At 37.0% G+C, this 17520-nt stretch carries 12 protein-coding genes; 7 read left to right on the top strand and 5 right to left on the bottom strand.

The window, feature by feature from the left end:
* The 4 genes from RLO81_RS10180 to RLO81_RS10165 form a co-directional block, all read right to left on the bottom strand.
* Positions 1–363 (bottom strand): response regulator (locus RLO81_RS10180; RefSeq protein ID WP_350110961.1); only part of this gene is annotated, 363 nt, incomplete at its 3' end.
* A 12-nt stretch (positions 364–375) separates the two neighbouring features.
* Positions 376–3327: a ligand-binding sensor domain-containing protein gene (locus RLO81_RS10175; protein WP_350110958.1), complete on the bottom strand. Its 2952-nt coding sequence runs from the start codon at positions 3325–3327 to the stop codon at positions 376–378.
* 68 nt (positions 3328–3395) lie between these two features.
* Positions 3396–8333 (bottom strand): putative type IX secretion system sortase PorU2, encoded by a 4938-nt coding sequence (gene porU2, locus RLO81_RS10170; RefSeq protein ID WP_502880447.1) that lies wholly within the window; start codon positions 8331–8333, stop codon positions 3396–3398.
* Positions 8334–8422: 89 nt separating this feature from the next.
* Complete coding sequence (locus RLO81_RS10165; RefSeq protein ID WP_350110952.1) at positions 8423–9493, bottom strand: putative type IX sorting system protein PorV2; 1071 nt, start codon at positions 9491–9493, stop codon at positions 8423–8425.
* 277 nt (positions 9494–9770) lie between these two features.
* On the opposite strand from RLO81_RS10165, the gene RLO81_RS10160 reads away from it, so the two are divergent.
* The 7 genes from RLO81_RS10160 (at position 9771) to RLO81_RS10130 (ending at position 16303) form a co-directional block, all read left to right on the top strand.
* Entirely contained in the window at positions 9771–10109 is a 339-nt protein-coding gene (locus RLO81_RS10160; protein ID WP_350110949.1) for a PadR family transcriptional regulator, read from the top strand.
* Positions 10110–10138: 29 nt separating this feature from the next.
* Entirely contained in the window at positions 10139–12586 is a 2448-nt protein-coding gene (locus RLO81_RS10155) for a PspC domain-containing protein (RefSeq protein ID WP_350110946.1), read from the top strand.
* Positions 12587–12701: 115 nt separating this feature from the next.
* The gene (locus RLO81_RS10150; RefSeq protein ID WP_350110943.1) at positions 12702–12965 is read left to right on the top strand and encodes a hypothetical protein; all 264 of its coding nucleotides are present in this window, start codon (positions 12702–12704) and stop codon (positions 12963–12965) included.
* Between the two features lie 86 nt (positions 12966–13051).
* Positions 13052–13621: an RNA polymerase sigma factor gene (locus RLO81_RS10145; protein WP_350110940.1), complete on the top strand. Its 570-nt coding sequence runs from the start codon at positions 13052–13054 to the stop codon at positions 13619–13621.
* A gap of 2 nt (positions 13622–13623) precedes the next feature.
* On the top strand, positions 13624–14412 hold the full coding sequence (locus tag RLO81_RS10140) for a hypothetical protein (RefSeq protein WP_350110937.1): 789 nt from the start codon (positions 13624–13626) through the stop codon (positions 14410–14412).
* Positions 14396–15463 carry a hypothetical protein gene (locus tag RLO81_RS10135; protein ID WP_350110935.1) on the top strand — a complete coding sequence of 356 codons (1068 nt, stop codon included), beginning with the start codon at positions 14396–14398 and terminating at the stop codon, positions 15461–15463. Before RLO81_RS10140 ends, RLO81_RS10135 begins: the two co-directional genes overlap by 17 nt.
* A gap of 84 nt (positions 15464–15547) precedes the next feature.
* Positions 15548–16303, top strand: a complete 756-nt coding sequence (locus RLO81_RS10130; protein WP_350110932.1) for a hypothetical protein — start codon at positions 15548–15550, stop codon at positions 16301–16303.
* A 58-nt stretch (positions 16304–16361) separates the two neighbouring features.
* Here the strand turns inward: RLO81_RS10130 and RLO81_RS10125 are convergent.
* Positions 16362–17520: hypothetical protein (locus RLO81_RS10125; RefSeq protein ID WP_350110929.1), on the bottom strand; the 1159-nt coding region annotated here is incomplete at its 5' end.

Below are 17520 nucleotides of genomic sequence, written 5' to 3'. Positions count from 1 at the left end.
CTCATCTATAGCATCTAAAAGCTCGGAATGATTAGTATTCTTGGTGATATAGCCTGAAGCACCTGACACTAAGGCCTGAAACACCAAATCGCTGTTTTCATAAATTGTATTTACAATGAATTCCACATTCGGATGACTCTTTTTCATAATGGAAATGGCTTCTATCCCATTCATACCGGGTAGCTCTAAATCCATTAAAACTACATCCGGATTATCAGACTTTATCTTTTTAATCGCATCTTCCGCATTCGTGTACGTATTTACTACGTAGTAATTACTCACACTATTAATAATCAGCGAAAAGCCATCCCTTACTGCATCATTATCTTCAACAATTACAATTCTTGACTTATAATAACTCATTTGTACATAATTTTAATTAACAACATTTACCTGAGTTCTGAATCTGATTTTTGTTCCGTTATTATTACTTTCTACTTCTAACGTAGAATTTATTTCTTTAGCCCTGTTTTTCATACTTTTCATACCCATGCCCTTTTTAACACCTTCTTTTATTCCTGAACCATTGTCTTGCAAAATGATCTCGAAAGCATCGCCAATACTTGTTAATGACAGCTCTACTTTGCTGGCACCGGAGTGCTTGAGTACATTAGTCATCGCTTCTTTAAATATTAGTACCAATTGTCTACTCCACCCACTTGGCAATGGTATTTTTGAATTAGTTAATCCATCTGCACTGGCGTAAAAATTTATTGGGGATTTTTCAAAGAGATCCTCACCAAAGTCCTTGATGTAAGTATATATTTCATTAAGCTCATCGCTGTCAGGATCCATTGTCCATATAAAGTCTTTTGTACCAGAAAACAGACTATTGGTGTGCTTTTGAATATTGGTTAGCAAACTGTCAATCTCTTCAGATTTACTTTTTAATTTCAGGTTTATAAGATTCACATAGACTGAAATACTGGCCAACTGGTTGCCAAGATTATCGTGAAAATCACGTGCCATTCGCTTCCGTACTTTTTGCTGCTCTTCATTACGAATTTTTTCTAAAGTCAGGAATTTATTTAGCTTCACCCTCACACGATAATCATAAAATGTTTTAAATAAGCCGGCTACTAACGCAGCAGATAAGACATAAAACCACCAACGTTGCCAGATAGGTGGTGTTATCACAAATTTATACACAGCAGGATTTGCTGACCATACCCCGTCACTGTTTGACGCTATCACTTCAAACTTGTATTCATTTGGTTTAAGATTAGTATATACTACTTCTCGTCTAGAAGTACTTTCAGACCACTTTCCTCCTTCCAAACCAATTAATCTATATTTATATTTTACTTCATAAGGATTACGCAGACTAGAACCAAAATATTCGATCACGATATTATTATCTGAGTAATTAAGCTCGACATTTTCAGGAATATGCAACCAGCTTTTTAATTTCATACGGTAATCTTCCAGGTTGTTATTTTCATAGACAAGATTAAAGTCTTTGATGTATACAAGAGGCTCAACTTTATTGACCTTTTCATTGATTGAATTATAAAGAAACACCCCTTTATCATTTCCATACCACACCCTTTTATCACCTTCCTTTAATACCGCCCCGTAGGTAGTTTGTAGATCTTTAAAGCCTTCCACCCTGCCGTACTTTTTAATTCTTTTTACTTCACTTTTTTCATTTAGCACAATGCGATCTACACCTCGTTCATTTCCTATAAGTAAATCACCATCATGCTCAATGATGCTATAAATAAGATCAGAACTTAGACCATCAGATGTTGTATAATAATTAATTGAATCACCAGCAATCCTTGCAACCCCGTGACCCGAATAGCCTATCCATAACACTTCTTTTTCAGAATATATCGCTGTATTTATTCGATTATCAAACAGGGTTACAGGCAATTTCAAGTTCTCAATACTATCATTTTTATACACATGAAAACCTGATCTTGTAACGATTAACACTCCATCTTCTTTATATTCTGAAATACCCCAAATAACGTTGTCAGCAAGACCATTCTGTTTAGTGAAATTTATAAATCGAGTACCATCATATTTGCTTAAGCCATTTACAGCACCAATCCATAAATTTGAATTTTTGTCTATATAAAGTTGCCTGGTGGCATCATAAACAAGTCCATCAGCAGTAGTGTAGTTTTTAAATGTTTTGTTTTTGTATTCATAGATACCAGAGCTTCTTGTACCAAACCATAGTGTACCATCAGTACCTTTTGTGCTACATGTTATGTAATTTAACGCTCCGTTTTGATTAATGTCCGTGAAGCTTTTTCCATTATAAGTAGATAGACCATTTCCAAACGACCCTAACCAAATATCTCCTTCCGAATCCGTTATTATTGTTGTTATTGGCAAGTTAGTGAGGCCATGTTCTTCTCCAAAAAACAAAAAAGATTCAGTGGCTAATTTAAATAGCCCATCTCCATCAGACCCAAACCAAACTGTACCTTCTCTATCCTGTATAATGGATGTAATTCCTTTATTTGTCAATCCTTCTCGTTGACCAAAAGAAAAATTATCTTCTCCCACAACTTTAATTGCCCCTGTTGCAGTAACCAACCAATAAGTTGTTGAATCAATTGACTCCATAGCTTTTACAAAAACATTTTCAAGCAATAAACTATCTGAAGCAATATTTTGAGCGTTATATTTTAATAACCCCTTATTTGTACCTACCCAAAATTGATCGTTGGTATCTTGCTCAATAGATAGTAGGTAGCCTTTAAAAACGGAATTATCTAACATAAGCATGGCCTTGTTGGCTTCAAGTTTATATAAACCTCTAATAGCAGATACAAACCAGATATTACCTTCACTATCTTCATCTATATCAATTATTCTATCAGTAGGAATTAAACCCTTAATGTCGAGAATAGCTATCGAATCATTGATATCTATTTTACCCAACCCACCCCCTGGTGCAGAAAAATAAATATCACCATCTGTTGCTTCAAAAATTACATTAATGCTATTATCAGTAGTTTTAGTCGTATCTGAATGAAAATTTTTGATATGAAAACCATCTAGTTTCGAAATCCCTTCTGCGGTAGCCGCCCAAATATTGCCTCTTTTATCATTAAGGATATCTCGAACATAATTACTTTCTAGTCCATTTTTTATCGTATAATTCTCAAAAGTTATTCCATTGAATTTGGAAAGTCCACCTCCTGCCGTTGCCAGCCATAAATTTCCAAACTGGTCTTCACAGATATCTGTCACACGGTCGTGAGCCAACCCATCGCTAATATCATAATTTATAAAATTGTACGACTGTGTGAGCCCTTCTATTTTACCAGAGATACTTAGAATCAATATAAATGCGAATTTCTTAACCATTAACTTGGTGCCAACATCGGAAGATTTCAATAGAGCATTCTCACCTATTTAGGGGGATTTGAACTTGATTATCTTAAAATATACAATTTACCAAATCCATTTTTAAATGCCTTGTCGGCTGATGTACTTCTTTGCTTAACAGCTTCACCACCTTTTTTGATAAAAACACGATAGAGATAAACACCATTAGCCAGTTGATCTCCAAATTCATCCCGGCCATCCCAGGCGTAATCCGTTAAGTTATTACCAATAAAAATCGGCCCTATTTCATCTTGAGTGATTTCCCTGACCACCTTGCCTGTCACTGTCATTATTTGTATAATGATCTCATTAGGTATGTCTGATCCTGTTAGTGTAAAAACAAAACGCGTACTTGTAGAAAACGGGTTTGGGTACGGGTAAAAGTTAGTTACTGTTGATTCATTAATCACCTCAAATGAAATAAGGTAGGGCTCTTCTCCGCTTAAGTTACCGGCTTCATCCATGGCTTCCACTCGTAACGTATACGTACCGTCTTCCAACCTATTTGGCCTGTATTCTACTTTAAAGTCTTCTTCTGCCGTTGCGGCAGTCCAATTAATTTGATTTGATGAAAATGGCACCCTGCTAAAATTGCAGGTTTCGCACTCTTTTTTAATAAATATCTGCATGGCTGTTGTATCAGATACCTGTATGTAAGGATTCTCATCTTTCAGTCTGATAGTAATTTGTGGCGTAGGCGAAACGATATCACCATTCAATATATATCTTCCGTCAAATAACACATCTAATAAAGGATCAATTTCATCTTCAGCCACTAGTATGTTGCTCCTTAAATCAAGAATATTATTATCATAATACTGTTCAGGCTCAACTCTTGGATTAACACTGATCTTATAATCATTTGTGCCCACTTTGCCCCGTGTTACCACTGCAGTACTAAATGAAGTTGTATCCCCCGGTTCTGGAGAAAATATATTGAAAGTTTTAATTGCATTCTGACTGAAAGACCTGGTAAATACTTCTTGTCTTACCTGCAAAGAATCCAAAAAAGAGTGGTTAGAAATATTTACAAATTTATACTCGCGTTGTACTGGTTGGCCTTCTTGTACATTAAGAACATCAAAATTTGGTGTTTCAGCAACCAATATACCTTCTGCAACAGGTGTGTATATTACCTGCCATTTATTAATTGTTGGAGGTGTAAGGTTCTGATTGTCAGAATTATTAAACCGCAACCTTAGAAAAGGGTATTCAGCCGCACTGATAGTTGAAATATCAATAGGAAAGACCGTGGTTCCGGAGAGTAATACTGTTTCATTTCGGTTTAAATCTACACCTATCACATCCAGGTCAAAATTATCGGATAGCTCATTTATGGCTCTAAATTCAATCGAATTCCAATTATTGGCCGGGCCAATTAATCCAGATAAAACATTACCTGAAGATTGGATACCAGTAACGGTTAAATTAACGGTTAATTGTTGCTCCGATGCCGGTGTTTCTGATGTTTTAAACTCCGTTGCACTACCTATTGCACTACCTTTTTTACCATAAAGGATATATGGTTCTCCACTTTGAAGCGAAGTTATATTTGCCGAAGAAGCGCCAATTTCTTCCAATTTAGACAAAACATTAGCAGACCATGATTGTGGCATCGGATTTCCAATGGTATAAAGCACTACACTATCTCCATCATTCACATTATCGATGTAGTCAGTAATATCATTGCTACCAGATTCTAATTCCGCAAAAGTAAAGCTGTTGATTACTTGTGGCGTTCTTCCACATGTTCGGTTATCCTGAAATATTAATGGTACAGCGGCATAAGGTATAGCATCATTTTTATTAAAGGCAATCAAATTCACCGTATTGTTCCTACACCTCTTTTGATTATCGATATTGTATTCCAAATTGTTGATGCGAACAGAAACATCGACATTGGTTGCAGTATCTGACCCAAAAGTGATGATGCTTAAATCCCTGATAGTTTTAAGATATTCAATTTCTTCATTTGCTATATCTACCTCTAACCCGTTAAACACATTAGATTTGAGCTGTGGAAACTCCGATTGAGACCACCCCTCCTGTCCTTGGTTTATAAAAATGAATGAGCTCTCCACCCATTCTTCACTTTCACCACTTTGGGCATTAGAAAATTTTGTTCGCCAATAATAGACAATGCTATCATTAGCTGGCACATTTGGCAAAAGGTCTGTATTCCACCTGGCAATTAATTTTGCGTTTACAGTGGTTGATTTCAAAAAAGGGCTATTAAAGTTGGCAGTAGTATCCAGCTGAAATAGAAATTCACGTGTACCTTCTAACAAATCAGAAGACTGTGCTATAAATTGTACAGGCTGTTCATTGACAATCGCGTAATTTATGGGGTATAAATTACTAGTCCCGAAAAGCGGAATGAAAGCATCTACAGATGCAGAATTATTATTCTCGTCTAATTCCGGAATAGTAAAATCACTGTCTAACAGAACGGAAAAAGTGTTATTGCCAAATCCATTTTCCCCGTTATTCTTTATGCAAAAAATAAGCGTATCCAGATACTTAACACTAGGAAAAATTGAATCATAATTGATTATACTATTGTTGGATAGTGTCCGGCTTATTGAAACCTTGATCGAATCATTTCGCGTTCTTCCAAAATTTCTAACCGTTAGTTTCACGGCAAAAGAATCTAAACTTGCTGTGAGTACCTCGTTATTAAATGCTTCAACACTAATATCATTCTCAGTTATGGCATAATCCGGTACCTCAGGACCAAAAAGTTTAATTGCCGGATCGCCTAATAGTACCATTTGTTGTACCTGTGTTATATTATTTTCCGATATAGCACTCTCAGCCATGTAAGAGCGAGCCACTTCTTGCTGCACTTCAGCTATAGGCTTACTTACAAAAACAGAATCTCCAAAACCTATTTCATAAAAGAAATCGGAATAACGTTTCAAATTACTGACAAACCCAAAGGAACTGTGCGCAATAAAACCTAATGCACCCTTGTTTTCTGCAAGTATCCAGTCTTCTCCAAACGTAACTGATGCATTAAAAAATTGTCCTGCATTACAACCATTAATCAAAAAGAATGGATATCTACCCGTATTATTATATCCTAGCGTTGGGTCCGTAACAAAACCAATATCAATATCAATAATGCCAGGTGCACTATGTCCGTAAAAGGTAATGAGATTTAATCCTTCATTTACTTCATCAGCAACATTAATGAGTTCAATTGTGCTGCCCGATGTTTTTGCAATCGTACGCACATCACCCCCTAGAAAAACATCTTCAGCTACGGCTTCAAATCCATCCATAAACCCTCTGAAATTGACTAATTCAGCCTCTGAAATTCCTCCACTCAGATGCAAAATGTTTTTACGCCACAAGTCATCAAACGGAGTGGATTCCATTTCAATTACCTTATTCAGGTAATTCATTACCTGATCAGAGCTACGTGCAGGTAACCTTCCTACAGGCACTGCTGGTTCATAAATGGTTGCTCCTAGCCCCGCAGTAAATACCATGTCAGAACCCGGGGTGCCAGCTGATGGCACAAGATCTCTGATTTGATAGCTAACGCCCGACTGGGTGATATTTATAACACCTGCAGGGTTACGATAAAAGTTAAGTGATGGCCCTAGCCCCTTACCTATTATAAATAAGAATTCAGGACTGCCATTATCTACCATAAAGCGCATAAAATCATAAATGGCTAATGGGCTGCTGATTCCATAATTAAACTGATTAAAAAGCAATTGAATGTCAACCACCAATGTATCGTAATCGCCTCCGGCAGTTGAGGATCTGTATCCGGCAAATGACTTAACCGGATTAGAAGAGCCCGAGGCCGGTTGCATTAACCTCTTATGACTGATAATCAAATAATTATGATTTGATGGGTCAATATCCCTGAAATTAGATCGTCTAATTACAGGGGTTTTGAATGTGGCACCGTTCGCCCAAATTTTTCTTTCTGATAAAGTGCCATTTATTATTGCACTTATTCCTCCACCAATAGTATTACTGCCTACTCGTACAACATTATTGACATCTGTTACATCGTAAAGTTGAGTTTGAGCAGGGCTATTGACTATTTCAATATAAGATTTATTGGATGCCTGTATCGGAAGTGTAAAAAGCTCACTTGGAACAGAATTCATATCAAACTGTCTCGGGTAATCAAGCTTTAAATAAGAAGTGCTCATCAAATCATTGCCACCTGAAACGCCTAATGCCGAAACACGAACAGTAAGAGAACCTGCAGCAGAAATATCCGACCACAGTAAATTAGAAGTAAATAATTGCGTATTGTAATTTTCAAACTGTACAGACCCCAAACTCCTTAATGAAGAAGAATTTGGCCCAACACTTATACTAACATTATGTGATAAGTTGTCTCTACCAACAAGCAATAATTCTAATCTGGGTACTCCATCGCTCACCTGCTGATCATTGATTCCTGACAGAACAAAATCGGCATTTTGGTTTTCCTGAATAGCTGCGCTGGTCCAGCCTTCACCAATATCAAAAAATGTATAACGTGTGAATTCTTCTGCTGAATAACCTTGACCTGGAGAATAGGTGGTAGCATTAATCTGTAAAATCTGTTCATTTTCTGATGTTAATGCTGGTAAACCTCCCGTATTATTTTCAGAGTAAGAAGTCATTCTCTTACCATTCACTGGAGTGAGGTTATACGTTAAAAAATAGGAAGAAGTATCTGTATAAATACTATAGTAAGAATGCGGCTGTGCGCTTTCAGGTTGGTAAAGTCTTGCATCATTTTCGCCATAATTGGCCTCACCAAAAAACTCAATAAAATCAGTTGTATTAAATACGGCATCTCCCTGTCCATTAACAAAAATTGCCTGTTCCTGTCCTTTATAAAAGAGTTGCAAACGTCTGGGGTCCACTGTCGTTACAGGAAAGCCAGCATTTTGCAAGTCGGCAAAAGTTAATCTGTAAATTCCATCTTCAGCCAGCGAAACCCGATAATAGGATTTGTTAAAATATATCCACTCAATTCAATAAGACTGACCATTAACATTTATCCAGTTAATCAGACAAAAAATTAATACCATTCCACGCCTCCACATCCTTTCAATCATTTATCAAAAGAAGCTTTAAGTGAAAAAACATGACTATATAATGAGGCTGATTGATCTCCAATATCCGTTAATGCATAATCAAGCTGTACTTGCTTTATTTTTATGCCTAATCCAAAATTTGGCTGCACTGTTGTATAGGTAGAGCCATCAAAGTTTTTAATTTCCTGAATATTGCCGGCACCAAAACGAATGAAAAACGATTTCAAGTAGTCAAACTCAAGACCCAGGCTTGGATCTAATGAAATGACCTCCGATCGAATCAATACATTACGTTCACCATCAAATGTGTTGGCCAAATCAAGTGAGGCAAGTACTCCGAATTTTTCTTTAATTTTTTGATAACGAGCAATTCCAATGATCATTTTTGGCAATGTTACTTCAATAGAATTCTCTGGAATATCGTTACCTGTTTGCAAATAAACATCTTCTACCAATGTTGTATTATGATTCCACGCATTAAACGTTCCTGTCACATCTCTAAACATTAATCCAAATTGCCAGCTTTTAACTTTTAACTGAGCGCCTACATCCAGACCAAAGCCCCAGGCAGTGGCAAAATCTCCTGCCACACGGTGTATTACCTTAAAATTACCCCCTACTTTAAGACCTTCTAAGAAGTTGATCTTTCTTGCATAAGAAATGAGAAAGGCATAATCCGCAGCAGAGAAAAACCGAATGTTATCATAATTTATCGCCCCGTTAGCATCATATAAAAAACGCGTATCTGGTATGTCATCAACAGCAAATCGTATCATTGAAACTGCCAGTGCACTTGAGGAATCTATTTTCGTGGCAAACCCTGCGTAATCATATTTTGCAATACCAGCAAAATACTCGGCATGCATTAATGAGCCTTGATAGGTCGAAGACAAGTCAACCAAACCAGCAGGATTCCAGTAACCAGCAGTTACATCATCTGCAATAGCCGTTTGTGATCCAAACATACCCAATGCCCGCGCACCAACACCAATGGATAAAAACTCATTGCTGTATTTGGGGGCACGCTGAGCTTCGGCCACAAAACCAATACAAATGAATAATAGTATTATGAAAGTAAAACGCTTCACGTTTAAGGTTTTAGTATCTTGTAAATATATCGAATGCCTTCCCTAATTAAGTATCCAAATGGCGTAATTCTTTCATTTTATTCCTGCTAAACCAAATAGGTAAACTCCCTAAAAAAGTCTATTTATTGATCTTTTCTAACTTTTTATAATACTTTAATATGAATATTGCATGCAAGCTAATATTTTTTACTTAGTACTTGGCCATACATAGTACTTTTCCGTATACACTAACCAAAGGTCAAAAACTCAGCCTTCGGGCTTACAAAAAAATAACTATATGAACCTGGAAAATACACAAGTACAAATGAGGAAAGGTATTCTGGAGTATTGCATATTAAATATCATTTCTCGGGGTGAAGTATATGCTTCAGATATGCTGGAAGAATTAACGTCTGTTAAAATTATGGTGGTGGAAGGCACTTTGTACCCATTACTTACCAGGCTGCGCAAAGCGGGCTTGGTAGAATATAAATGGGTAGAATCAACTGGCGGGCCGCCCCGTAAATACTATACCTTAACAAATGAGGGTAATGATTTCTTAAAACACTTAGATAATACATGGAAAGACCTGGTGGAGTCAACGAAGAGAATTAAATCTTCAAAAAAAAGTAAGTAAATACCACCACTCTATAAATTATATCAGACATGAAAAAGAACATAAGTATAAATATAAGCGGAATCATTTTTCACATCGAAGAAGATGCCTTTGATCAGTTAAAGGATTATCTGGATAGTATTAATAGGTATTTTTCAACCTTTAATGATAGTCAGGAAATCATCTCAGATATCGAAGGCAGGATTGCCGAAATCTTCCTTTCGAAGCTGAATGATGATAAGCAGGTTATTACACTGGAAGATGTAGAAAGTCTGAAATCTACCATGGGTAGCATCAAAGATTTTCAGTCAATAGAAGAAGATTTTGAAGAAAAAGCATCAGAAGAAAAGCATACTGGTGAAAGAAGCTTTGAAGAAAGTGGCTCTAAAAAATTATACCGGGACGAAAAGAGAAGGATTTTGGCCGGGGTTTGTGCAGGAATAGCTCACTATTTTAATATAGATCCCCTTTGGATTCGGTTACTCTTCTTCATCATTTTAATAGGTACGGGTGGTATATTAATACCAGTCTACCTGGTCATGTGGGCAGTAGTACCTGGAAACAAAGACTTGCCTGGCGATAAAAAACTTAAAAAGATGTTTCGTGATGGTGAATCGAAAGTGATTGCCGGAGTGTCATCTGGGGTGGCTAATTACTTTGGTGTTGATGTGGTGATCATTCGAGTAATTTTTGTGATCTCGCTCTTGATAGGCGGTTTTGGTCTGCTCACCTACATACTCCTTTGGATAGTACTACCTGAAGCTAAAAGTGTGAGCGACAAAGTACAGATGAAAGGAGACCCAGTTACTCTATCAAACATCGAAAGTAATATCAAGCAAAACTTGAATGTAAAAGAAGATGAAGACGAAGGTATTTTTGTAAAACTTCTTTTATTCCCTTTCAGATTGGTTGCACTAATCATCGAGGCTATCGGCAAAATTCTCGGTCCTTTTGCAAGACTATTTGTGGATATGGTAAGGATCATCATTGGAGCTGCTTTGGTATTAACCGGTATTGTTTCAATCATTTCATTGGTTATTGCTCTTGGAGCCATCATAGGAATATTTAGTTCAGAGATGGCAGATATTTCATTCTTTCACATGGGTGACTTGGGCATACCACTAGAAACTATGACTAACGGCATACCGGGCTGGACAATAGCTGCTGCTGTAGCCGCTTCTGTTATCCCTTTCTTCTTTATGGTGTTGTTAGGTTCCTCCATAATTGCAAAAAGAATTACGTTTAGCGCTAACACCGGCTGGACTCTCTTTGCAGCTTTTGTTGTGAGTTTGATTGTACTTGCTATAAACGTGCCTATGATTGTTTTCAATTTTAGTGAGGATGGGGAACATAAAAAGACAGAAACCTATGATCTGGCTGCTAAAACAGCAGTATTAAAACTTAATAGGTATGGTTATGACGAGTATCAAATGACAAGCCTTAAAATTCGTGGCCATGCTGGGCCGGAATACAGATTAGAGCAGGTATTTGAAGCTCAGGGAAGATCCAGGTCTGATGCCGAAGAAAATGCCAAAATGGTTAGCTACAAAGTAGAGCAACAAGATTCTATTTTGTATTTCGATTCCAATTTCAAGTTTAACAGACATGCTAATTTCAGAGCACAGCGGTTAAACATGACACTATATGTGCCTTATGGCGCTAAGTTTATGATGGATGAAGACTTACGTCATATCCTTGAAAACACAATTTATCGTCATGGCTACAGGGTTTCTGATATGGAAGATAACGTTTGGACATTTAGTCCGTCAGGATTGGAGTGCCTCACTTGCGCCAATAGTGCAAGCCGTGATTACCAAGAGGATTATTCTGATTACGAGGAAGAGGAACGTAAATTAGCACCTACCCCTGATTACTCAAATAGAGATTATGACAGAACGTTCAAGCTCGATCCTTTCGATCGACTGGAAGTGGAAGGTGCCTACACCATGTACATTGAAAAAAGTTCAGAATATGGCGTTTATCTGGTTGGCCCGGATGATTTAGTAGACAGAATCAGAGTAGATCAGGATGGTGAAGATGTATTAATTACAATTCTGGATTACAATGAGGATTTCAATATCACCCTCGATAGGGACGCAGTGAAGATTATTGTTAAAACTCCAGGGCTAACCAATTTAGAAGTTACCGGAGCCACACAGGCATACATGAGCAACTTCAACTTAAAAAGGTTAAAAATCGATTTACTCGGAGCATCATCGCTCAAGGCTGATATTCTTGTAGATGATTTAACTGTAGAACTCACAGGGGCATCTGAGTTAGATATAACGGGTAGAGGTAATTACATGAGAGCCGATGCCATGGGAGCTTCCAATATTGACGCATTCGGGTTTAAGGTGAAAGATGCCAAATTAGAAGCTGAAGGTGTAAGCAGTATTAAAGCCTATGTTACAGATAATGTGACTATGCAAGAATCGTTTATTAGCAGAATAAAAATTAGAGGTGGCGCCAAAGTAAATGGCGATATTGATAGATTCTAAGGAATTCAATAACAACAATTCCTAAAGGTTGCAAAATGTGAAATTGGTCATATTACATTTTGTAACCTTTTTCATTTGAACCTCATGCAAGAATATTATTATATTCGCAGTAACTATGGATAACGGAATTTTAGATAAGGCCAAACTTGCCAAGACTCTGGAAGATCTTGCCAAAAATCATTTGGAAGAGCTTGAGCCGCAGGCATTAGCCGTTACATCTAACTATCCTGAAATACACAATCACCTCAAGGAAACGTCCAGAAGATTAAAACTTGCCAAGCAAAGGGAGCTAATGGATGACCATCAAACACATTTGGCATTTAGGCTTACTGTTAGAAACATCGTTAAAGACCTTCTAAAAGAAGAGGATAACAACTAATTCTTAGTACTGCTTCATTATTAGAAAATATTATTTTTGGATGCAACCTCATCCACAATAATTACATCTTGCGTATAGAAACATAAATGAAGCTGAAAATTCACCGTACAGAAGAAGAGTTATTAATTCAGGGGTGTCGCAAGTTTGAAAGACAGGCGCAGCATGAATTATATCAGAAGTATGCACCAAAAATGCATACCATCTGCCTGCGCTATGTGAAAGATCAGAGCGAAGCAGAAGATTTGACCATTCAGTCTTTTGTTAAAGTGTTTAAAAAAATAGATCAGTTTAAAGGTGAAGGAAGCTTTGAAGGTTGGATCAGGAGAATTGTAGTCAATGAATCGCTGGGCTTTTTAAGAAAGAATAAAAGCATGTACCTGGAAGTGGATATTGAAGCTGCCGAAAAAGAGCCGGATTATAATACGCTGGACTCATCGCTGGAAGCAGAAGATTTATTGAAGTTGGTGCAACAACTGCCAGTGGGATATAGAACAGTATTTAACTTATATGCCATCGAAGGCTACAGCCATCTGGAAATTGGGGAGGAATTGGGCATATCTGAAAATACATCCAAATCTCAACTAAGCAGAGCACGCGCACTATTACAGAAAAAACTGCTTGAAACAGAAGCGGTTCTTAAAAACAAAATTAACTAGCTATGAGCAACAAAGATTTAGATAGCTTATTTAAAAATAAACTCGAGGATTACGAGCATCAGCCCGCTAAGGACTTATGGTCTTCTATTGACGCTCAATTACCTCAGAAAAGTACGAAGCCTAAGTATTGGTTACTGGGAATTGCGGCCAGCTTATTATTGCTTGTTGGCGTTGCCATTGGCTTTTACATCAGCCACACAGAAATTGAGCAAAATCAACAACAGCTGGCTAATCAAACTAAGGATATAGAGAAAACTGAATTAATAGAAGAATCAAAAACTGATGCTTCATCAGAAATTTCAGATAATGATTTGCTGGCTGTGATTGAGCCAAACGAAAAGATGGAAGAAACGCCTGTGAAAACAATAGAAAAAAAGGCTGCAGTGAGCTCATCAATTAAAACAGAACATTTTAAAAGCAATGTTGAGCAGCCAATAGCCGAAGAAAAAGTTGAGGAAATAACACCTCTACCCGTAGAAACAAGGCCATTAGAACTAATTGCTGAAAAAAATATTGAGCCGTTAGACATATCCAATGCAACCGCTGCTGCAAATAAAGCATCTGAAAAGCAGGACGTAAGTAGCACAATCGTTTTTGATATAAAAGAATTTACCAAGGAGAATACGACTGTATTAGCTTCGGCAAATGAAGAAAAGAAAGAAAGTAAATTGAAACAACTGTTAAACATAGCAAAAGACATTAAAGAAGGAGAAAGCGGGTTAAGTGAATTGCGCGAAGCCAAAAATGATCTATTTGCATTGAACTCGAAGAAGAATGAAAAGGGAAGGTAAGTTGTTCAGATGTTTTATTGTGCTTTTCATGGCTTGCCTAATTTTTCCTGCAAACACATCAGCACAAAACAAGCCTGATACGCTCATTATCAATGCAGGTAAAAGTAAGCTTATGTTTATCATTAATTCGCCTGAAGATTTAGAGGAATTTGAAAAGTATGATTTAAATGCCGTATTGAAGAATTTAAAATTAAAGCTCACGTCAGATTCTGTGTTGGTATCAGAAAATACCAATGAAACACTAAAAAAAGACACAACACTTGTTGTGGAAGAGAATGAGTGGCGAGACAAAGATGATGAAGACAGATGGAGAAACAAGGAAGACGATAGCTGGAGAGGTGATTACAGCAGCACTACCAAAGTAAAAAAACGTGGCTCTGGAACTACAAGGCATCTGATCAATTTTGATATTGGTACTAACAACTACCTCACTGACGGTAAATTTCCGGAAGAATCCGATGCACAATATGCTGTCAGGCCTTGGGGCTCGTGGTATGTAGGTATTAACTCCATTTACCAAACCACAGTGTCAGATAGATTTTATATTGAATGGGGGCCTGGTATTAGCTGGTATAACTTTAAGTTCCAGGACGATAGAACCAGAATCACAGAAGTAGATGGAGTTACAACTTTTATTCAAGACCCTGACTTTACAAGGGATTACAAAAAGAGTAAGCTAACCGCCTCGTTCATCAATTTTACAGCTGTACCTATGTTGCAATTTGGACAAAAAAGAGAACGCAGAACTTCTAACTTCTCTAGTTGGAGCGATTGGAATAAGATTAACATCGGCAGATCGTACGGAGGCTTTAGAATGGGTGTAGGAGGCTATGCTGGATTTAGGTTAGGAAGTCATTCAAAAGTAAAGTTAGAGGGAGGCGACAAGGATAAAGAAAGAGACAACTTTAATCTGAACAACTTTAGGTATGGTGTTAGGGTACAGATGGGATTTCGAGGAACCGACTTGTTTTTTAACTATGATATGAACGAACTATTTACTGAAGACAAAGGGCCCAAATTAAATGCTTTCAGTTTTGGTATAATCTTATAAATCAATAACAACAAACTACAAATAACAACTCGTAGCTGAAGAGCTACACAGGAAAACTATGTCAAATTCAAAACTCAAAATGAAATGAAAACTATTAAACTTTTAACAATTGCATTTTTATCCATTTTAATTCTCAATCCTGCATTAGCGCAAGATGATGACGATAATGATAAATGGCGTAAGAAAAATTTAGGCACCCGTCACGACTTTTCCATTGACCTTGGTATTAACAACTGGCTGGAAGATGGAGAATTTCCCAATGATGAAAATGCATTATATGCCGTGCGGCCTTGGGGGTCTTGGTACGTTGGGCTTAATGCCATCAATGACACTCATGTTGCAGGACCACTACATTTAGAATGGGGTGTGGGCGTAAGTTGGTATAACTGGAAATTCGAAAACGAGGCTACCCGACTAGAAGAAGGTGATGATATTATCATCTTCAGCGAAGCACCTGAAGAAGTGGATGCTAAAAAAAGTAAGCTAACAGCAGCTTATTTAAATGCCAGTTTGGTGCCTGTATTAAAATTGGGTAATGGCAAAAGAACCAGAAGACACAGATGGGGCAATTTCGAGCCATTTGAAAACAAAGGTGGTTTCAGAATTGGTGCCGGTGGTTACGCAGGTTATAAACTAGCGAGTTATACAAAAACGGTTGTAGATGATAGAAACCGTGATAAAGACCATGATGGTTTTTATTTAAACAATCTGCGCTACGGTGTGCGAGTTCAACTTGGCTTTAGAGGTGTAGACTTCTTTGCTAACTATGACTTAAATGAAGTTTTCGTAGAAAATAAAGGTCCAGAATTAAATGCGTTTAGTTTCGGGGTGATTTTATAATGTAATTCAACAGAAAAGAGCCGCTTCAATATAAATAGCAATTGAAGCGGCTTTTTATTTACAATGTATGTAACAAATTTCCAAAATGGATAAGCAATAATGGAAACAGCAATCTGGATTTCCGAAACACAACCAAGCTAATAATTGAAAGAGCAAGAAAAGGTGCACTGTAAATAATTATATCCACTGAAAAAGGCAGGGTGAAATAATGTTCCAATGTCCAAAACGTCCAACATAATCCTATTAGTACTAAAGTGACTGACTCAAATTCATTGTTAACACTACTTCTGCGATAACTTAGTATTGTGGCTAGTATAAAAAACAAGCCTACTAATCCTTCTTGAAAAACACCCATGTATCTGGTTCCTAGAGCTGGTAGGATAAATACTATAAATGTGAGAACAATTAACAGAGTTTCAAAAGTCGTATTAGGTCTGGTTTCGTGAATCTTGAACAGTTGAAAGAAGAAATGAAATCCACTACCGCAAATGGCCAAAATTACTATCACAAAGGCTATGCTTGGTGGAAAGTTGAAAAACTTAGCCCCTCCAACTAATAATGCTCCCATTCCCATTAAAATGATAATAAATAGTTCGATGTTTTTAGTATAAGAAGCATGCAAGTAGGTTATAAGATTATCTTCCATTCGTTTGTATTGAAATTGGACGGCCATAAATGGAAAAATGATCGACATGCCAAGTATTGATAGTACAAGTAAAGGGCTTCCACCAGGCAGCGACAATACTTGAAGTAACCATGAAAATAAAAAACCTAGAATAAGCACCATCGTAAGGTATAACAGCAATGTACCTTTTTTACTTCTATGCATTCGAGCACCCGATATTCCTCCGATAAAGAATGATAAACCGGCAAAAATAACTCCACTTGTTAGCAAAATAGTAGTCAGCGGAAGATGTAGTAACTTAAAAATCACAGATAAACCAAAGCAAAACAAAGAAACATAACTTAAAAGGCTTGATAAGTGGATTTTAGTACTTATTGTGGCTAAAGTTTCAGTTTGGATGGAATAAAGATGATTTTCAGGAATCTCCCCTAGCACAGCAATCAATGCATCCTCTTCTTTATCACCTTTTATGATACGATTCTCAATATCGCTAATAATGTGATCCTTAATTTCATTTTTTAAAGGAGCAAAAGTAACTTCCTGCTGATCGATAAATGCCTCAACTCGTTTGATTATAGAATCTGATAAAATC

The organism is Fulvivirga sp. (genome assembly GCF_040220315.1).
In the GTDB taxonomy this organism is placed as follows: domain Bacteria; phylum Bacteroidota; class Bacteroidia; order Cytophagales; family Cyclobacteriaceae; genus Fulvivirga.
Note: the sequence above shows the minus strand (reverse complement) of the source record. Positions and strands in the feature narration are given on the sequence as shown.